Origin of the sequence: Candidatus Nanohalococcus occultus (assembly GCF_029207735.1) — an archaeon.
Taxonomy (GTDB): domain Archaea; phylum Nanohalarchaeota; class Nanosalinia; order Nanosalinales; family Nanosalinaceae; genus Nanohalococcus; species Nanohalococcus occultus.
Genome location: NZ_CP104395.1, coordinates 710,251 through 729,764, shown reverse-complemented (window position 1 = coordinate 729,764; position 19,514 = coordinate 710,251). Strand labels below are relative to the sequence as shown.

The window sequence follows — 19,514 nt, the reverse complement described above, 5'->3', positions numbered from 1 at the left end:
TTTAGTCCTCTGTTAGTAGATCTCCGAGTTCGTTGAGCTGCTCTTCGCCTAGCTCGCTTGTTTTGAACTCGGATCTGATGTTTTCTATGGTTTCTGCGTCTGAAATGTAGTCTTCATTGTATCTCAGTCTTGTTCCGTTAGCTTCCATCGCAAACTCGTTGTAGCCTGGCGTGTTTGTAGGCCCGTGGTTTACATAGGTCGGTGTGAACGGAAGCTTGTAGAAATCTTTTCCGTCCGCGATTGCTCTAGTAGCTCTTACTGCGAACTCCTCGGCTAGACTCTGCTCATAACCCAGGTCTCTCGAGAAATCTATCTCCTTTATTTCTGAAACTTTATCCTTTCTTGGTTCAACTTTCTCAGTCCTTGATCTCATCTACTTTCTCCCTCAGTTCTTCCATGGTTAGCTCATCGTTTTTAATCAGGTGATCGCTTAAGGCCATAAGTTTTCCAACGCCGTTTTCGATCTCCCTCAAGTCTCTTTCGTGAAAGCCGTCTCCTTCAACATCTTCCTTGCGTTGGCGTTTTTCCCGTCGTTTTCTTCTCTCTTCACGGGAAGTCCATACTGCTATTATCTCTATCTGCTCTCCTAGCTCTTCTTCGAACCGTTCTTTTTCGTTCCAGCCACGCATCCCGGTTATAATTACTTTTCCGCTTTCCGCCTTTTGTTCAAGGTACGGTACGGATAGCTGGGCGATCGCATCCATTCCTTTCTCTTCTCGCTGGTTGTTTACGAACTCTCCGGTATCTGCCGCCGGTATATCCCGTTTATCTCTTTCTTTCCGGACTACATCTCCCATGTCAAGGACTTCGAAGCCTTTTTTCTTCATCATCCGTGCTACCGTGGTTTTACCTGCTAGCGGCATCCCTGTTATCCCATAGATTTCGGTCATGAAAACACCTGTCTTTCGATGACATCTCTGTAAAGGAAGTCAAGCTCTGACTCGAATGTTTCATAGTCAGTTATCGTGTATTCAGGTGTCTTCGAGCCGTAAGTCCGTGCGAAATCGTTTAACAGTAGGTTGAGGTTGCCGGGACGTTGACTTCGCGATATTTCCTTCCCGGTTTCCTTGACTTCTTCGTAGACATCCACTATCTCAAGGTGTAGCTCTCGGTCATAGTTCATTGTATTCAAGCCTCTTGTTGACCTCGCCGCCTATATTCTCCGTAAACACTTCCTCTGCCTCTTTCATCGAGCCTGTGTTCCCGAGAGACCACATCAGCTTGACGTAGGCAAGCTCCGGGGGCATATCTTCGGCTCCGATAACTCCGGCATCCTGTATCTTCAGACCGGCATCGTAAACGTTCATGTTCACACGGCCGTTCAAACACTGAGAGGCCATTACTACTACAGCTTCGTCGGCCAGTTCATCCAGTTTTTCAAGTATCTCTTCGTGGTGCTGGGTTTTCTCATCGAACGCGTTGACCGGCATATGACCGAGACCGGTTCCTTCAATTATCACGCCATCATAGTCCTGTTCTATCAGGAAATCAAGCTCCTCCGGTTTCATACCGGGCCGGGTCTTGAGAATCCCTACGTTCGGATTCAGATCAGTAGAAAGCTTGTAATCTCCTGTATTTTCCTCATAGTTTTCTGTTATCTCTCCTGTCTGGTAGTCTATCGTTCCCAGAGGCTCTGCGTTAATTCCTTGGAATGCGTTTCTCCTCGAGGTATGCATTTTACGGGCTTTCGCAGCCGGCAGAACAACTGTCTCATCGTCACTGCTTGTACGGTGCATACAGATCCCGATGCCGTTGAAATCCGTCTCTGAAAGGAACTTTCCGGCACAGTACATGTTCATTGATGCGTCTGTGCTTGGACGGTCACTTGAACGCTGGGATCCGACCAGTAAAACACCTGTATCGATGTTTTGAACCATTAAGGTCAGTGCTGCTCCTGTATAGGCCATTGTATCAGTTCCGTGGCCGATGATGATTCCGTCGTACTCGTCTTTTACTTCATCTATTTTTTCCGCGATCTCCTGCCAGTGAGCTGGCTCCATGTCCTCTGAAAGCATCTGAGCGATGACTTCGCTGTGAATATTGACTTCTTCTGCTAGTTCCGGGTACATCTCGACCAGATCCTCGGGGTCGAAGGCTGGTTTGACTCCTCCTTCCTCGTAGGATACCCGGGATGCGATGGTTCCTCCGGTATGTAGAACCATTATGTCCGGTTTGTCGTCTTCGTGTTCGATAGCTGTCTTTTCCTCTGGCTCCGATCTATTTTTCTCGACTAGTTCGATGTTTTCCGGCTCCAGGCCGATGTTGTATCCGCTTTCAAGCTTGAGTACTACAGATCCTGGGTCTCCGCTTGAAGGCTTCGGCATCAAAACGCCTTCTCGTCCATCGACCTTTATCCGGTCGCCTACCTCAATATTGGAATTATCTAGAATAGTCTCTATGTTTTCCGAGTACATAATTCAAATTTATCTTCCGAAAACTTATATCCCTAGGAGAAGTTCCTTACATCGACTTTCAGGAAGTCTGCGCCTGTCGGAAGCTGGAAGATAATGTCGTATGTGAAACCGTAGCTGCTTGAGACGTGGGCTTTGACCTGGCCGGTTCCGATGAACTGTCCGTAACGATCGACTTGTGTGTATCCGCCACCGCTCCCGGTCTCAGGCACTCCGTTCAACATTACCGAAAAGTTCCCGTCAAAGGTCTTGTCCTGATCTTTGAACTCGTAATGTGTCAGAAGCTCCGAGCTGTTGATATCGGTGGTGTTGGTCGGAGAACCGGTCTTCTTGATACATGCCCGGATATGTTCATTTTCCATCATGTAGCATGGGGGTCCTGTGTATCCGGCAGGTGCGTTTTCGCTTCCCTGGGATACGTTGTATACGTTTACGTTCGCATTCGAGCTTAAAACTACGTTACCTGTCCTCCTGGAGGACTGCGGGGAAATTACCTGTGCGTCACTTTCAAGCCGATAGATTAAGGCGTTTGCCTCCTCGTTGAAAAGCACCGTACCTCTATCGAGCTGTACGGTCAAAGTTCTACTTGATCCCTGTCCCTCAGCTGCGACCTGCTGGATATTCGAATCCAGTCTCTGCATGAAGTCCTGGCTGCGTGAAATAGCTGAAGCATCTCTCATGTTCTCAATGGCCGGCTGTCCTACCGTTACCGCGGTTGTAACCGCTGCCACCGAGATGCCTACGTAAAGTGCGGCGGTGATTATCTGAGATGCTCCTTTCACAGTTTCTAATTTCGGCCTCCGGCTTTAATGGTTAACCGGTATAACGGTTCTCGACTGACTGGGTCTGTCTCCGCATCTCCATCCAGAACACAAGTCTCGGCTTATAGGCTCTGAACTCATAGCTGTGAGACTTCTCTGTGAGTTCAAGACTGACGTTTCCATCAGTGTTCAGAGAGTACTCTTCGTACTGAAAGCTCTCTACAGTCGTATTCTCCCACGTTCCATCGAATACGGAGACATCGATGTTTTCCGGCTGGAAGTTAATGAAAACGCCTTCGTCTTTCCCAGGCAGGACGAAAAACTGGTAGCTGCGGTAACTACCTCCTTTCAAACCTGTTGACTGTTTGATAAACTGGTTGTAGACATAAAGCTTTCTTGTAAGATGGTCTGCGGAGTTGTTACGTCCGATCTCGTTGTTAAACATTTTTTTCTGTTCGTTGAACGATTTCTGGAAGAAACTCTGGATGTTGGATGTATCCCCGCTTCTTATCTGCGGCCCTGAGGGCAAAAGCGCTATCAGAAACAGGCTGGTGAATACAACAGTGCCGAGAATGAATGCTTGTCCTTTTTCCCTGTTTAACGCCATGCTGAGATCCTCACCTCTGCTGGTGAATCCTGATATTTCGGGAAGCTGTAACTGTTTATGTTCTCCCCAAGTCTTGGCTCTCCTTTTATCGACTGGTTTACGACCTCGAAAACACCCTGTGATCCGAAGTATTTCAGACGACCTTCCGTCTCCGGGGAACGTACAGTGTAATAACCAGGTCCGGCGTTTTCCGCTATAACTTTATCGTTGAAACTTGCGTTAAACGAACTGTCTTCGGAGAAAAGATGGATTCTAACGGAGTCACCTTTCTTGGATAGCTTTTTCGTCTCCGTTGCCGTATCGTTCACCCAGAACCTGAAGCTTGAGATCTCCGGGGAGACCTCCGGCGAGCTGTTTTGCGCTGAAAGCCTGAACTCTGCGTTGAAATCAGTTCCGCTGACTGAGGAAAGGCTGTAGTTCTGGCTGCCCGAGTTCAGATCAAAGCTGTTGCCAGCTAGGAAAAGCTCTGCGGATGTATCGGCGGGAACGTTCGCATCAACTTCGATCTTGTCCGGTATATCTCCGAAATCCAGATCGATCTGCTCGCTGTAACTGCCGTTGAAACTGCCGTCAGTTCCTGTAAAGTAAAGCTCTCTGACCTCTGAATCAGTCAGTGTTCTATCGTAAACCCGGAATTCATCCATTTTCTGGGAGTTAGGAAGCGAGTATATTGTAATGTTGCTGGCTAAATCGCCGAGTTCACATCCTGGAGTTCCCTGTGCGGCGATCCGTCCGTTAGAGTACTCGGTAATGGTCTCTCCGTCGTAGGTAACTGTGTACAGATTCCAGCTTCCAGGCACGAAACCCATGTTGTTGTTACGCGCCCAGAAACCGTGGCCATTGTATCCACATTCTTCTGTCTCTGAGATAAAGCGCGTGTAAATCGAATCATCGTTGCCGCTAACCATCTCAGTTCTCGCACCGTGAAGATCGCCGTCCGCATCCTCGGCCTGCCAGGCCACGATAGTGTTCCAGCTGCCGCCATCGGCTGTAGGTTTTATCCAGAAAGACATTGTGAAACCGGCCTCGCTGAACGCCTCTCTAAGCGCTTCCGTATCCTCAAAGGTCGCTGAACCTCCACTGAACTCAAAGCTATCCGTTGAGAAAACACCGGCTTCACCTCGTACCGCTCCATCGTTTAAACCGTCCTCTGAGTTGCCAGAATACTCTCTGATAGCTCCGGCACTACCATCAAAACGGTAGTATGCTGCTAAATCCTCAGAACGGTTCTCGTAGGAGATAGCTGTAGAACTCGCTCGAAAACCCGTGTTGCTAAAGTTTCCTGACCACTCTTCTCTTGAGTCTGATACTGCTCGTTCTGAAACTCCTTCGAAGCCTGTGCCTCCAAGCCTCAACGTTTCAGTATCAGTTTTCCTTATGAACGCATCTATGCTGTAGCCCGCTGGTACTAGAGGTTCGAAGTCTTCTTCTATGGCTGTAACTTCGAGTTCGGCCAGTTTCTCAGATATTATAGGGGACACTGAGGTATCTAACTGGTTGTTATCCGGTGCGTTCTCCAGTCCGGAGCTTATCAGGGTCACGGTCGAAATTAACAGTATTGCGCTGATAATAGCCTCCAGGGTATGGGTAAAACCTTTCATTGCCATAGAGTCACCGTGATTTTCTGCCAGGAAAGACTTCCGTTCCAGTCTGACTTCGGAAACGTGGCTGTTTTAACTGTCGCAGGCTGTAAAGGGACTTCTGATCCGCGTTCCAATGCTTCGCTTATATTGTAGCCGTAACTCTGTAACGTAAATCTATCCGAGAATGTAAAGCTGTTTAAGTCTTTAAGCTCGTTTAGAGATGCTTCGGTGGCGACCGCTAGCTGTTCTTTAGCTCCAAAGTATACCTGTCCATCTACATGGTTTTGAACTCGTTTTTTCCCGTATTCAAGGCCTCCGCGGTGTAACATCATCCGTACCTCGGATCCGTTGACCTCTACTGCTGTACCGGGAGTTGAATCCTGTGATATCTCGGCTTCCATATCTCCGGTGAAGGTTACGGCATAATCCTCTTCGTCCAGGCCGGAAAGTACGAATCCGTCGGTAGAGCCTTGCCTGAAGGTTTGCTGGCCTGCCAGATCGATCTCGGAGCCATCAGCTTCCCAGTAAAGCTTCGAGAAATTCTTGAACTCGAAAGTGGCATTCAGATCCTGGAAAATAACCTCGCTGGTTCCTGTGTAAACTGTTATCTTGCCGAAGGCGGAGCCGTAGATACCGGAGGTCTTAGTGTCTTCACCGGCGCCTCCGAGATCAACCGGCTGTTCCAAGTACTCCTTTTCATCGAACTCAACTGATTCAAGGCCGCCGTTTTCAGGGTTAAGAGCTACTTTACTGTTTTCCAGCCATTCCCCGCCCGAGATATTTGAGTTAAAGCCGTGAGATGCCTCTCCTTCGAAACTGCTCAATTTATAGCTGTTGTTCCCTGAGTCCAAGACGGCTATGACTCTGTTATTGTCTCGTTCCACTCTTGAAGTCGTGTTCAGGAAACCGGAGCCGGTATTATCCGAGTAATAACTCAGGTTTACCGGTATCTTGCCTGTATCGTAGGGTTGTCGTACGTAAAGCGGTGTGAAAACAGCGTCGGTGGTCAAAGAGGATCTGATGTTCGAGACTGTTTCCTCGGCTTTAGATTCCAGTCCGGAATCTGTGCGCACATCTGAAGAACTCATAACTGTCGTGGTCGCCGCAACAAGCGCTGCTAGAAAAACTGTTAGTCCTACAATCCAGTCTACGTTTATTGACTGCCCTTTCATTCTTCAGTGATTGTAATCTGGTTTTCAGCGGATTTAACAAGTCTTACGGTGTGGGTTCCCTGGTCAAGCGTTAGGTTGGACTCGAGATCGATATCGCTTCTCAAAAGCACGGCTCTGATCACAGGGCTTCTACTCGGGAAGCCACCGAAGTTAGGCCGGGACTGGGATAAAAACTGCCTGTTCAGTATAAGCTCTTCGTCATTCTCGATCTCTTCGTATCCGCCACGTGTCAGAGGTATGAATACACCAGAGCCTTCAACATTTCTCTTCATACTCAGTGTATTTGTCTCTCCAAGGGTTCTTCTCGCCGACAGGAAACGTGGTGAGACGATACCGGAGACTTCGCTGTCACCTTCCAGCACAAGGTAAGGGTATTCTGCTATACTCGAGTACTGGAAGTCCTCGACTTTCTGATCGTCGAAGTAGGCTTCATCCGAATCAGAGAGGTTAAACTCCAACTTTACGGTCATGTTGCTCGGTACGGCAAAACTTCCGCAAACCGTGTTTTCATACCCGTCGATCAAACCTGCGACGTGCCGGCCGAAACCGTTTATCTCATCGGAAACCGTGAAAAGCGCGGTCTCGTTTTCCGTACAGCTCTGAGTTACGCGGGTAACCATGTTGCCGGTACAGACATGCATGTTGTAGCCTTTGACCGCTGAAAAATGTGCATCAGTTGACTTACTTGACATGTAGAAACCGGTGTTCCCTCTACAGGTCATTCCGACCCGTGAGTTAGTCAAGCCTTCAACACAGACCTTGTAATCATACATTTCACCTGTCCCTATATTATTGTAGGATGCGTTCGGATCAGCCATAGAAACCACTGGCTCAAAACCTGCCGGACAGGTCTCAGATATAGTAGACTCAAGTTCGGCAGCTCCTGAAAAACTCATTGATACAAGCAAAACCAGTAGCAAGCTCTTCCTCATTACTGTCTAAACACGCGGAGCGGTCGAATATTAAACCAACTGTTAAAAACTCCGAGAACCTAAATTTCAGTTATTATGGATCTTAAAGATCTGCTAGACTCCAGAAACTTTACTTACGTTCTAATTGCTATAACCCTACTCAGCTTTGCTACTGCCGGCCTGGCATTGACAGGTATGGTGTCTGCTGATACCAGCCAGGTTTCAGCTCAGAGAGCAGGAGAGCTTGTATCCGATACTTTAGCCAACTCCACTGGCTCTACATATGACGTTGTAAATGTAAATGAACAGAGCGGAGTCTACGCGGTTGATCTGAACGTTCAGAATCAGTTACAGACTGTTTACGTTACGAAAGACGCAGAGCTTTTCACAACAGCTATGAACAGTCTAAGCCAGTTACGTGAGACTGTGCAGATCCAGGCAAGCACTGAAACCTGTCTGACTGAGAAGAACGCAACGATGTACGGAAACGTAACTCAGCAGGAGACACAGCTCCAGATCCAGGTAATGGGAGGAACAAACCGTGTTGACAGTTACTATCAGGATGTCAACCAGCAAGGAGTTCTTCAGCAGGCAGCAGATGACGGAGTACAGAGCGTTCCATCGTTCGTTGTCAATGGAGAAGTTCTTAGAGGGATCAACAACATCACTTCTGTCAGAGAGTTCGCAGGCTGTACGAACTAGCGGCCTCTCCCCATTTCCCTCTCCATTTTTCTCCTCTTATTTTCCTTAGAATCTTTAAATTCAGCTCTGGGTAAAACCTTCACGAGCATTAGCAAATGAGAAAAACCGTGCTTCTGATCGGACTTCTAGTCTTTACATCTATAGCGGCAGCGCCGGGAATGGAGCCAAGCCATCCTTTAAGCCATATACATCCGATCGATGAGGATTTTAACATGTCGAATATGCGTATCTTCAACGTCTCAAGGCTTTCTGTAAACGGCGGGCTGAAGATTGATGGCAATCAGATACTTGACAGCGGAGCAAACCCGATCCTGAACTACAATGACAACGATCAGCGCCTGGAGCTGGAAAACACGGACTTCGGCACAGGAACAAACAATATTACTTCGGGCAACAACGTTTCATTCAACAACTCTCTGCGGGTCCACGGCGGTAAAGTCTGGATACCGGAAGGCTCCGGGTATGGATACTTCTACAGAAAAAACCTCTCAGAAGTACTTGAAGACGGAAACAACGCAACAGTATACGATATACAGATGAACGGCAACGACCTCAAACAATTAGATGAAATCAGGACTGACGGAACCGGTAGCGACGACGTTGCGGTCAGAGATACCGCGAACGGACAGGATATCTTTCGTTTTAACGAAGGAGGTAACGTTGAAGTTCCGAACGGCGTCCTGGACATGAGCGATAACAGTATTGACTACGTTAACGAGCTTGCTTTTCGTCCAACGACTGCGGGAACGTCTTCAGATGCCAAAATAAACTATGATACTGGTGGGAACAATCTGAACATTGTTACTTCTGGAGGGGATGGTCTAAATAATGATGTGTCCATACTAGACAATCAAAACGGCAATCAGAGGATCGCAGAGTTTGAAGAAGGCGGACGTGTGATTATCCCGAATGGAAACCTGGATATGTCGGGTAACAACATCACAAACATCAACTGGCTGAAATTTGAGGAAGGAACAAGTATCGACGGCGATCTGACTGTCAATGGAACCACTAACTTCACAGGGTCGGCTAGCATGTCCGAAGACCTAGACATGAACGATAATGATATACTTGATGCGAACAATGTCCAGACAAATACTATAGAGGATCCTGAAGATGGAACTGTGTCGGTTAACGACAATGTTGATGTGAACGACAATAATATTCGGGGAGTTGATCAGATAAGAGCAGAAGCCGATAGAAATCTTCAGATATTTACAGGTAGCGGCTCTGGTAGCAGCGTGGAAATTTACGACCAGGCGAACGCCCAGCAGATACTTACGGCCAGTGAAGGCGGCAATGTTGATGTGCCAAACGGCAATCTTGTTGTAAACGGGACAATTGCGGCCGCTGATGGTAACAGAATGCTTTTAAGACCTTCAGATGGAAGTGCATGGTATGATATGGCTGATGAGTCAGGAACATTTGTAATCCAGCAGGTAGGCGATCAGGATGTGGTCAGGATCGATCAGAACTCCCATGAGTTTAATCTGCCGAATGGGGACCTCGATCTAAATAGTAACAATGTGGAAGATGTTGCCTCGATTGACGGCGGCGGTGACGCGGTAAGGGTCGATAACAACGTGGATTTGAACGGTAACAGTGTGACGACTTCAACCGGTGAGGTCTGTATCGGAAACCAGTGCGCATAAATCGGGGAAAGGTTTTCAATAACGAATCTAATTCTTTGGTATGGCTGATGAAAAAGACGTCTCGGACGATGAGGTCCCGGAGGAAAACACATCCGAGACAGAACAACATGATGAAGCTGAGCAAGTAGAGGAACCAGATCAAACAGAAGGCGAGGAGGTTGAGGAGCCAAATGACGGGAAAGACCTCAAAGTCACATCGGGGAAAAAGGATTCTGAATCCGCGGAAACTACTGTAAACGTTGAATCAGCCAAGGAACGTCTAGTAGAGGCCCGTGAGAACATAGAGCTTGATAAACGACATTATCTCTACGCTCCGGCGCTGACAGTCGGCACTGGTTTGATTGTTTTCCTGGCTTTTAGTTTTCTCTCGGCTGACCTAGATCCTGAAACTGAACAGCAGCCAGAGCTGAACTTGACGCCTTACCAGCAAGAATACGTTGACTGTCCACGTGATTTAATCGATACTTGTACGAAGATGAGTAAGATACCGACTGAAGAGGTTACCTACTGGAAGACCGAGGATGATTGGGTTTACATGAAGCTAGGGGACGGCAGAGCGATAATATCAACCACTCCGAAAAATGGCTCTACAGGAGAGTTCGTAACATACATGTCCGCAGCGGAAGTCAATCCTCCGGAAGAGGAAACAGAGACCTCTTCGAACCAGTCGACAACTGGAAACCAGACAGTCAACGCCACGGCCTAACAACCTGGTCCTTTGTGCTGAGGTGAACGGTTTCTTAACTAGGCCTGAGAAATTACCGTACAGATGCGGGAAAATATTCAGCAAGCGGTAGAACATAGAGCGTTTACGGCTGTATTCTTACTAGTTGTAGCGGTTGCCGTCGCAGGCAGTATTTCAGCTACATCATTTTTCAGCTCCTCTGAATCCGGCCAGCTAGCCGCCGAATACCGGTTCGATAAGGGTGCTGGAGATACGGTTGTAGATGCCGCTGGCGACAACGATTTAGCGGTCAACGGAGCGGACTGGACGAGTGGAGTTGAAGGAAAGGCTCTCAGTTTTGATGGTAGCAGCTCTGCTACAGGATCTCTTGACGTCGATACCTCGGAAATTACACTAAGCTTCTGGATGCGTGAGGACGGTACGACCGACAACTGGAGTGACTTCGTAAATATTGACGGCAGTAACGGCAGGATAACTCCGGAATACGCTAACGGCAATATACATATGGTCATAAGGCAGAACGGCGATAATTACGATGCGCCTCAGACCTCCGTAGAAAACGGCTGGAACCACTACACACTTGTACTATCATCTTCCCGCGGTATCAGAAGAACCTACAAGAACGGAGAACTTATAGGAGAACACACCGAATGGCCAGGATTCCAATCCAATCAGATAACGTTAGGCTCCGGGACAACCTCCTCCCTGGATGCTGTGAAAGTATACACACAGGCATTGAATCGGTCTTATGTGAAAACACTTTACAACCAGGGATCCTGGCGAGTAGGAAACGACGGTGTCTCTGAAGAGCCATCTCAGATTCTAGATATCAGCTTCCAGGAGGAAAACGCCACACACGTTTTCGATACCTCAGGACAGAACAACCATGGAATCAAAATGGGCGGCGTGACACAGGAGCCTGCTTTAAACTGTAAACTAGGTCGGTGCCACAGCTTTGACGGGAATGATGATTATCTAGAGATTCAGGTTCCGGAGTATCCTTCAGATGATTCTCGGAACGATTCTTCAAATCCGGTAACTATTATGGCATGGATTAAGACGGATGTTGGCAGTCAGGATTCGGCCATAGCCGGCAGATTTGATTCGGGAGGATCTCATTGGGAAGACTGGGGATCGGGCCTAAAATACGTAGACGGAGAAATCGCTGTAATGGGCAGAAATGGTTACATGGATACAAATAATCCTTTACTGACTCATAATGTCACAGAAGGAGAATGGCACCACATTACAGGTGTAACTAGGACAGATGAAGGAAGATTATACGTTGATGGCAAATTAGTTGAATCCGGCGACTTAAGTGCTGGTTACTCGTATGACTTCTGTATAGCTGCTCAATGTAATGATGGAGAAAGCCATCATTTTGAAGGTGAAATCGACCAAGTCAAAATCTTCAACCGCGGCCTATCCCAACGGGAAATAATCGAAGAAACACAGGGCTTGCATGACCTTAGTACTGTTCTCGACCTCCGATTTGACCAAAACGGAGGCGATAAAGTCTACGACTACTCAGAGAGAGACAACCACGGTACACTTCAGCCGAATGAATCTGCTGGTCCTAGCTGGGTCGACGGTTTGACAGGGAATGCGTTGGAATTTGATGGGTATAAGGGAAGTAATATGGTTGAGGTAGAAGAGCCTTACACTAATTTAGAAACAGGGTATTCTTTGTCTTTTTGGATCTATTTTAGAGATGGAGTAAGGTACGGAACGGATCCGGGCGATTGGGCAGGAATATACTCTGGTCTGAATGGTGTTGAAAATAACAGGTTATATCTTAAATCAGATGAGGCTCTAATTGATCTTGTTATAGAAGGAAATGAAAGCCGTCATACGCCGAATTTTCCCAGCATAAAGAACAGATGGGCGCATTTTGTAGTTAGGTATGATGGCAATCATCTGAAACTGTTTGTAGATGGTAATGAGGAGTTCTCAAAGGAATTATCAGGTAAGTTAGATGAGGGTTCATCGCGATTTTTACTGGGTTATCAAAATACTACTTATTGGCTGGATGGTTTATTGGAAGATGTTCGGATGTACCCCTATGCCATTTCTAAATCTAAGATTGATCGGCTGTACGAACAGGGCAAGTCTCGTGTTGGCTCTTCCTCTGGTTCAAGCTCTACTGGGCTTCAGAAAGGCTTGGTTCTCTCCCAGACCTTCGACCATGTGGAGACCTGTGGAGGGTCTGATACTGTTAGCTGTCCGTCGGGTATGAACGGTGAGGTCGCCGTCGATGAAAGCGGAAGAGCGAATCACGGGGAGATCGTGAGTGATCCGGTTGAAAGAGGAGCTGGAAGCTGTAAAGTCAGTAAATGTCTTGGTTTTGAGGGAGATGATAAGGTCGTTATGGATGGAAATCTTGGTTTCAACGGAACTCCTAACTACACGGTTTCTTTCTGGTCGAAACCGGAAAGCTACAGCGGAAACTATAACCGGCTTGTATCGACTGAGGACTCTGATCGCGCAGGCTGGAGTGTCCTTAGAGCCAGTAATGCGAACACATTGAGCTATGAGCGTAGAGCAGATGATGGGTCATGGGAAGGCGCCGTAGGAATAAGTTATACTCCTGATGAGTGGACGCATTTTGTATACCATTTTGTGAACGATACTGCCTATGGCTATAGAAACGGCGAACTTGTTAACGCTGCGAGTGTTGGCACGATAGGTAATACAAACTCCAGTCTCGCTATCGGAGCTCGTCCTGAGGCAGGTTCTCATTGGGACAGCCCGGTAGATGAATTCAGAATATACAACCGCTCTCTTTCAAATCAAGAGGTCTGGAGTCTTTACACTAAGGGAAGAGATCATTCGGCTGGCAGGATGGCAGGTCCGGCAGCGTATTATCCTGTACAGACTGAGTCCTCCCCTCTAAGAGATGTTTCCGGTGAAGGCAATAGCGGTGATTTGAATCTTCTCGGTGAGGCAGGAACCTTCAATACCAGTGACGGAGAATGGAAGACGGTTAGGTTTGAGAGAAGCTACGCTGATCCTGTGGTTGTAGGTACTACCAACACTCATAACGGAGAACCTGCTCTTTCCTTTGAAGCCAAAAACGTCCGGTCTAATCGGGCGGAGATGCGTGTATGTGAGTCGGAGGCCGGGCAGGCGGAAGGATGTGACACTCATGGAACGGAAAGAGTCGGTTACATGGTGATTAATGCTAATGCGACTGAAGATATACCGGGTATTGAGGCAGGGAGCTTCGAGATTGACGGGAACCTGGATTTTAATACTAACACGGTTTCTTATTCGGAAAGTTTTTCGTCTGCGCCGGTAGTTATGGCCAATGTTAACTCTGATAACGGAAACAATCCTGTTGAGGCCCGTGTAACTTCTTATTCGAACTCTAGTTTCACTGCCGGTATCTGTTATCAGAACTCTTTGAATGGATGTGAGGACCATCCTTTCGAGGAGGTTGGATGGGTTGCCGTTGAACCCGGGAACGTTCCTTTCGAACAGCATTTCGAAGTTGGCTCCACAGGCACGGTTGTTGGAAACTCTAACTGGGAGCCACAGTCGTTCTCAACTGCTTTCTCCGAGACACCTGTAGTCACGGCAACGACTTTATCTGTGAACGGCGCTCAGGGATTGCTGATAGATGAGGTTAGAAACGTTGATACATCGGGCGCAGAAGTCCGGTACTGTGAAGCCGAAAACGGAGATAGCTGTAATGGACATAACAATGAAGATGTCGGATGGTTCGCCGCGGAAAAAGGGCTGCTGACTTATTCCAATGGAAACTTCCCGCGGTATGTGGATACTGAAAGAGGCAAGGCACTTGAGTTTGACGGCGTTGATGATTACGTCCGAATACCGGATTCCTCTACGCTCAGCGGCGGCCCGGATGCTACGATAACAGCCTCGACGTGGTTCAAAACGCCTTCGTCATCTAATACTCAGAGAATCTTGGAAAAACAGTGGGGTGCAGGTAACGGTGACTGGGGGATGATGGTAAGGGACTCGGAACTCGAATATTACAGTGAGAACATCGATGGTGTACAGGACTACACGCTTGACGGAGGTGACGTAGAGCCAGGTAAATGGCATAACGGAGCTTTCGTGCTAAACCAGCCAGAAAACAGTTTGAAACTTTATCTTGACGGTCGACTCGTGGCTGAAGACAGTTCAACAGGTCTGATAAGCAGAGACACATCAGGTAATGTTTATATCGGAGCAATGGTCTACAACAACCAGAATCCGCAGGCCTACTTTAACGGAACTATTGATGATGTCAGAATCTATCCTTACGCTCTCGGCCGCGAACAGATTCAAACCGTTATGAACAACGGCGGGGTATCTGTAAATGGATAAAATAAGTTTTTCTCTCCGTAAAACAGAGCTGGCCACCGTATTGGTTGTTTTACTGGTTCTAGCTGCCGGAGTGGCTTTGGCTTCGGAGTCATTTTTGACCTCGGGTTCTGAATCCGAGCTTGTAGCCGAGTACCGTTTCGATAAGGGTGCCGGTGACTCGGTTAGAAACTATGCTGGCGGCGGAGACATTATGGTTGACGGTGCCTCGTGGACTGAAGGTTTAGAGGGTAAAGCGTTAAGCTTTGACGGCTCGGACGATAATCTCGATCTGACAGGTAATAATCTTAGACTTGAGCCAAATACGACTGTCTCGGTCTGGGTTAACTCGGAAGATCTTGGAAGCCCGGGCCATGAGATGTCGCCGGGTCTTTTCTCCGCGAACGCCGCAGGATCATGGGATGGATACGTCACATTCGCCGATCAAGGCAACGGTATGGCTCAGCTACGTTACGAGGACAACAGCGGCAGCCAGAAACGCTCGGATAACTTCCGGTTCAACAAGAACGGCTGGATACACGTAGCGATCGCAATGGACGGGAACGGTAAACCATACTTCTACATCGATGGAGAAAACGTCGGTACCGATTCAGCCTCCGGAAACATCGATCTAAACTACTTGGGCGTTGGATACAACGGCGCATCTGATAACGGCGCTCTCAAAGGAGAGATCGATAAACTGAAAATCTATTCCCGTAACCTCTCGATCTCGGAGATACGTACTTTGTACAACAGAGGCTCATGGTCTATGGGAGGATCTGATTCTATAAACTATGCTTTCAGCGAAGGCTTTGAAAACTACGGAGCAGGAAGCTCGATAGATGGAGAGAATGGCTGGTCATACAGCTCGGAATGCCAGTCACGTACCTGTGAAATCGCTGGCAGAGGCGAGTCCGGCGCAAAAGGATTTTTACAGGAAGGTTCGGGAGATCTCTATCCGGATGGGATGATTAAAACTTTCGATAAACCTTTGAGAGGTGAGATAACGGTTGAAGGAGAGTACTGGGAGAAATCCGTGCCGAACTACGATGGAAATTTCTGGGTCCAAGCATGTGATGGGACAAACCTCGCAGGGATCGGCACGGAGAATCCTGAGTTCGAAGCCGATGTTCTAGGCTCGGAGGCATACCTCAACAACCCTGGCGCAGCCTACGAACAGTGGACACACGTTAAAATGGATTTGGATACTCGTACGGGTCAGGTAAACTTTTCTTGGTCGCAGGATAACTCCGGCGCCTCCGATACATACAGTGATAACTTTGGAACGGGATACAGCATCTGTAAATTCGGTGTCGGACCTGGAAACCGATGGTACATCGATGATATATCTATCGAACAGAAGTCCTCGAAAGTCATGGATATCGGTTTCGATGAGAAAAATACTACACACGTCTATGATACAAGCGGAAAAGAGAATCACGGTCTGCCGAGCGGGGCTGTCCAAGAGTATGCGAACAGTTGTCGGAACGGACGCTGTTACAGCTTTGAGGGCAGTGATGACTACATTGACTTACCGGAGACCGCGGATCTAGCTCAAAACGATGATTCATTTACTGCTTCGGCCTGGATAAATGTTCCTGAGTCCTGTTCTACGAGCGGAGGGATTTTCGGATACGGTAACTGGGGTTCGGGCAATAACGTAAATGCGTTCAGAACCTCGAATGATTGCTCGGATATACGTCATTATTTCTGGAGTAACGATCTTTCAACTTCGGGTTTACAGGTAAACGATGGAGACTGGCATCATGTAGCGGTTTGGTACAATGGAACGCACCGCCGAATACTCGTTGATGGTGTGATAGAAGCAAAAGATATGCCCGGCTCCGTCGATATGTCCGTACAGGATGTAAATTTGGGAGTAACGAACAATAATGAGTACTTCAACGGCAGGATAGATGATTTCAAGTTCTTCGATAGAGCCTTAACGCACTCAGAAATAATAGAGACAGCAGGGATCGAATCTCAAGGAGCCGTTGTTGACATGCGGTTTGATTCGGGAGGCGGTGACCGCGTGGTTGATCTTTCCGGTAACGGGTTCCACGGAGTTATCACTGGTAGCTCGTCCGCTCCTAAATGGGCGGAAGGCATCAGCGGAAACGCGTTGAACTTTGATGGCTCGGACAGGTATATCGATCTCGGCTCTGATGTGGTGCCAAAGACAAGTTACACTAAATCCGTATGGGTGAAGACAACGGATTCCAGCGCAGGAAATGTTGTCAGCGGCGATAACGGCCAGCATGTACTGTACCTTAACGGCGGAGATATCGAAGTATCGAACACCTGGGGTTCATCTGTCTTCTCCGCTAAAGCAGACTTCCACGACGGCAGCTGGCACAACATAGTGGTTACATACGACGGATCGACAGGGAAGGTATACATGGACGGCGAGCTTCTGAACTCCGGCGCCCTACAAGACGTACCTTCAAACTCAAAGACATACATTGGACGTTACAACGCTGGCAACTACTTTACCGGTAAGATCGATGAGGTAAAGATCCTGCCGTTTGCTTTAGGTCAAAACAGGATAAAAGAAGCTTATTCAAACAGGAAATCGGTTGTAGGCGCTAACGCTCAGAAAGACCTGGAAAAAGGTCTTGTAATCGATCAAAACTTTGATAACATCGAGACCTGCGGCCAAGAAGATACAGTAACCTGTCCTTCCGGTATGACGGGAGAGATAGCGATTGATGAAAGCGGAAACACGAATCACGGCGAATTAATAGATACTACGGTCGAGCAGAAAGCCAGTAGATGCTTGAAAGGTGGCTGCGCTGGCTTTGACGGCTCCGGAGATCATATTGAAGTCTCGGACAGTTCGAGCCTGGATCTCTCCGATGAAGCAACTTTTTCCTCATGGGTCAAACTCGATTCCTACGGTACAAGTAGCGGCAACATACTGGCTAAAGGCGGTAACAACGCCTACCGGATGAGGATAGAAACTGACGGAGAGGCATGGCTCTTGGTAGCGGAAAACAACACTATAATTAGAGGCGGAGATGTACCGCTTGGAGAATGGACACACGTAGTTGGACGGGTTAACTCCGGACAGAACCTCAGTCTTTTCCTAAACGGCAAACAGGTTGCCTCCAAATCCGTGGCCGAGGGCTTGTTGGCTAACAATGAACTGCTGTACATCGGATCCCAGCCAAATTATGACGAACACTTGGATGGTAAAATCGATGAGTTCAAAATCTATAACCGCTCACTTTCAGATAAAGAAATCTGGAGTCTTTACACAGATGAAAGAGATCGTTCCGTTAGTATGCCTGGCCCTGTCGCCAGCTACAGGTTCGATGCCGCTCCTCGTGTGTGTATTTTAGATCAGGGTTCGTTTGGTGATGGCGGATGGCAGGGGCCGTCAGCCACTTCGCTCAAAAATACTTTGGACTCAGAGGGTTGGAGAACCAGGTACGTCCAAGTCGGAGATATAACACAGGATGGCTGGCGTTCATGTGAGATCATAGTGTTCCCAGATGGTGAGCGTTATCCGGCCTTTGACAAGTCTGAAGACTTTTGTAACGCTGTAAACGGTGAAGGCAGCGAACACGATGTCTACAGCGAGATGAAAGAGTTCATGAGTGATGGAGGTCTCTGGGTGGGTACATGGGGAGCAGGCCTTTGGAAGCCGAAGGCATGGGACGGTGACAGCTGGGAAAGTTATCAGAATAGCTGCTCTCAGTACAGTGGAGATGGCCTATACTCCAGAGGCGGTCAGGAGAGATGTTCTGATCTTGGTTATAGCTGCTGGAGCAGCACTTCCTATGATTACAGTGTTAACAACTCTGTTTTACCTGCTGCTCCGGGGACTATCTCGTCTACGTCTCAAAATTATAGATGGGCTAACGGCTTTGACGTGAATGTTTTACAGGCATACAATAGCACGAGCGGAGATACTTCGGACAGTAAGTTCGTAGGAATTGAATCAGTTGGAAGAGGATACTACTTCCATCCTGGAAGTAATGCTGTTTTTACGCCTTCTGATTATCCAAATGCCGATGAGGCGTGGAACAACCTGCTGACATGGTATTCAGGCGATGGCAAACAGAGATTCTGGGACTCTGTCGAACAAAACAATGGAGAGATCCCGAACATGGGCGATCCGGTATATCAGCTACAGGACAGTAGGTCTTCGCTGAAATTCGACGGGGAAAACGATGTGATAGAGGTACCGCATCAGGACAGTCTCCGAGTTTCCAATACCGGAGAGTTCACTATCACCGGCCACATCAGGCTACAGGATACTTCGGTGGAAAACTGGAAGAGAGTGCTGGAAAAAGGAGGATACAGTACTGGAGGATACTCGGTTCAGAGAGGCAATCCGGCGGATAATCCAGAGAATGATAAAATCCTCAAATTCTATTTTGCCGATCCGGACGGCTGGGAGAATCGTATAATCATAGCTAATGCTTCCGACAATGCTCTCGATGAATGGCATAGCTTTACGGTGACTATCGAGGACGGTACGGTCACAACTTACTTTGATGGTCAGAAGACGAATCAGGAAACAGGCTGGGCTTACACTCCGACAGATATTCCTTTATGGATAGGTGCTGCGAACTCTGATGGCACGAACTCACTTCAGGGAAGCCTTGACAGTTTGAAGTTCTATCCTGTCGCACTGACCCCACAACAGGTCAGGAACGATGCGCTTACAGACGGGGTGCGTGCCGGTGGCTGAGATGTCGCAAAACCGTTTAAATC

14 protein-coding genes are annotated in these 19,514 nt (G+C 47.9%); 5 read left to right on the top strand and 9 right to left on the bottom strand.

Features of this window, described 5'->3' with window-relative positions; genetic code table 11:
- Position 1: 1 nt before the first annotated feature.
- From SVXnc_RS04105 to SVXnc_RS04065, 9 genes are read right to left on the bottom strand one after another with little or no spacing between them, the layout of a single operon-like run.
- Entirely contained in the window at positions 2–373 is a 372-nt protein-coding gene (locus tag SVXnc_RS04105) for a hypothetical protein (RefSeq protein ID WP_347721658.1), read from the bottom strand.
- Entirely contained in the window at positions 357–890 is a 534-nt protein-coding gene (locus SVXnc_RS04100) for an AAA family ATPase (RefSeq protein WP_347721657.1), read from the bottom strand. Before SVXnc_RS04100 ends, SVXnc_RS04105 begins: the two co-directional genes overlap by 17 nt.
- Positions 887–1,123 carry a hypothetical protein gene (locus SVXnc_RS04095; RefSeq protein ID WP_347721656.1) on the bottom strand — a complete coding sequence of 79 codons (237 nt, stop codon included), beginning with the start codon at positions 1,121–1,123 and terminating at the stop codon, positions 887–889. Before SVXnc_RS04095 ends, SVXnc_RS04100 begins: the two co-directional genes overlap by 4 nt.
- A complete protein-coding gene (gene gatD / locus SVXnc_RS04090) occupies positions 1,113–2,414 on the bottom strand; it encodes a Glu-tRNA(Gln) amidotransferase subunit GatD (RefSeq protein ID WP_347721655.1) in 1,302 nt (433 codons plus the stop codon). Before gatD ends, SVXnc_RS04095 begins: the two co-directional genes overlap by 11 nt.
- A gap of 32 nt (positions 2,415–2,446) precedes the next feature.
- Entirely contained in the window at positions 2,447–3,193 is a 747-nt protein-coding gene (locus SVXnc_RS04085) for a hypothetical protein (RefSeq protein ID WP_347721654.1), read from the bottom strand.
- A 31-nt stretch (positions 3,194–3,224) separates the two neighbouring features.
- Positions 3,225–3,779 carry a hypothetical protein gene (locus SVXnc_RS04080; RefSeq protein ID WP_347721653.1) on the bottom strand — a complete coding sequence of 185 codons (555 nt, stop codon included), beginning with the start codon at positions 3,777–3,779 and terminating at the stop codon, positions 3,225–3,227.
- On the bottom strand, positions 3,770–5,386 hold the full coding sequence (locus SVXnc_RS04075) for a LamG-like jellyroll fold domain-containing protein (RefSeq protein ID WP_347721652.1): 1,617 nt from the start codon (positions 5,384–5,386) through the stop codon (positions 3,770–3,772). Before SVXnc_RS04075 ends, SVXnc_RS04080 begins: the two co-directional genes overlap by 10 nt.
- Positions 5,377–6,534, bottom strand: a complete 1,158-nt coding sequence (locus SVXnc_RS04070) for a hypothetical protein (protein WP_347721651.1) — start codon at positions 6,532–6,534, stop codon at positions 5,377–5,379. Before SVXnc_RS04070 ends, SVXnc_RS04075 begins: the two co-directional genes overlap by 10 nt.
- Complete coding sequence (locus SVXnc_RS04065; RefSeq protein ID WP_347721650.1) at positions 6,531–7,466, bottom strand: hypothetical protein; 936 nt, start codon at positions 7,464–7,466, stop codon at positions 6,531–6,533. The genes SVXnc_RS04070 and SVXnc_RS04065 overlap by 4 nt, the downstream gene beginning before the upstream one ends.
- 75 nt (positions 7,467–7,541) lie before the next feature.
- On the opposite strand from SVXnc_RS04065, the gene SVXnc_RS04060 reads away from it, so the two are divergent.
- The 5 genes from SVXnc_RS04060 (at position 7,542) to SVXnc_RS04040 (ending at position 19,491) form a co-directional block, all read left to right on the top strand.
- Positions 7,542–8,147, top strand: a complete 606-nt coding sequence (locus SVXnc_RS04060) for a DsbA family protein (protein WP_347721649.1) — start codon at positions 7,542–7,544, stop codon at positions 8,145–8,147.
- Positions 8,148–8,242: 95 nt separating this feature from the next.
- Positions 8,243–9,799: a hypothetical protein gene (locus SVXnc_RS04055; RefSeq protein ID WP_347721648.1), complete on the top strand. Its 1,557-nt coding sequence runs from the start codon at positions 8,243–8,245 to the stop codon at positions 9,797–9,799.
- Positions 9,800–9,839: 40 nt separating this feature from the next.
- Complete coding sequence (locus SVXnc_RS04050) at positions 9,840–10,505, top strand: hypothetical protein (protein ID WP_347721647.1); 666 nt, start codon at positions 9,840–9,842, stop codon at positions 10,503–10,505.
- Between the two features lie 63 nt (positions 10,506–10,568).
- Positions 10,569–14,816 carry a LamG domain-containing protein gene (locus tag SVXnc_RS04045; RefSeq protein WP_347721646.1) on the top strand — a complete coding sequence of 1,416 codons (4,248 nt, stop codon included), beginning with the start codon at positions 10,569–10,571 and terminating at the stop codon, positions 14,814–14,816.
- Positions 14,809–19,491 carry a LamG domain-containing protein gene (locus tag SVXnc_RS04040; protein ID WP_347721645.1) on the top strand — a complete coding sequence of 1,561 codons (4,683 nt, stop codon included), beginning with the start codon at positions 14,809–14,811 and terminating at the stop codon, positions 19,489–19,491. The genes SVXnc_RS04045 and SVXnc_RS04040 overlap by 8 nt, the downstream gene beginning before the upstream one ends.
- The last annotated feature ends 23 nt before the right edge of the window (positions 19,492–19,514 follow it).

Excerpts from the sequence above, each read along its gene's own strand:
- SVXnc_RS04075 (WP_347721652.1), bottom strand. The coding sequence starts at position 5,386 with ATGGCAATGAAAGGTTTTACCCATACCCTGGAGGCTATTATCAGCGCA.
- SVXnc_RS04100 (WP_347721657.1), bottom strand. The coding sequence starts at position 890 with ATGACCGAAATCTATGGGATAACAGGGATGCCGCTAGCAGGTAAAACC.
- SVXnc_RS04055 (WP_347721648.1), top strand. The coding sequence starts at position 8,243 with ATGAGAAAAACCGTGCTTCTGATCGGACTTCTAGTCTTTACATCTATA.
- SVXnc_RS04050 (WP_347721647.1), top strand. The coding sequence starts at position 9,840 with ATGGCTGATGAAAAAGACGTCTCGGACGATGAGGTCCCGGAGGAAAAC.
- SVXnc_RS04065 (WP_347721650.1), bottom strand. The coding sequence starts at position 7,466 with ATGAGGAAGAGCTTGCTACTGGTTTTGCTTGTATCAATGAGTTTTTCA.
- SVXnc_RS04045 (WP_347721646.1), top strand. The coding sequence starts at position 10,569 with ATGCGGGAAAATATTCAGCAAGCGGTAGAACATAGAGCGTTTACGGCT.
- SVXnc_RS04095 (WP_347721656.1), bottom strand. The coding sequence starts at position 1,123 with ATGAACTATGACCGAGAGCTACACCTTGAGATAGTGGATGTCTACGAA.
- SVXnc_RS04060 (WP_347721649.1), top strand. The coding sequence starts at position 7,542 with ATGGATCTTAAAGATCTGCTAGACTCCAGAAACTTTACTTACGTTCTA.
- gatD (WP_347721655.1), bottom strand. The coding sequence starts at position 2,414 with ATGTACTCGGAAAACATAGAGACTATTCTAGATAATTCCAATATTGAG.
- SVXnc_RS04040 (WP_347721645.1), top strand. The coding sequence starts at position 14,809 with ATGGATAAAATAAGTTTTTCTCTCCGTAAAACAGAGCTGGCCACCGTA.
- SVXnc_RS04080 (WP_347721653.1), bottom strand. The coding sequence starts at position 3,779 with ATGGCGTTAAACAGGGAAAAAGGACAAGCATTCATTCTCGGCACTGTT.
- SVXnc_RS04105 (WP_347721658.1), bottom strand. The coding sequence starts at position 373 with ATGAGATCAAGGACTGAGAAAGTTGAACCAAGAAAGGATAAAGTTTCA.
- SVXnc_RS04070 (WP_347721651.1), bottom strand. The coding sequence starts at position 6,534 with ATGAAAGGGCAGTCAATAAACGTAGACTGGATTGTAGGACTAACAGTT.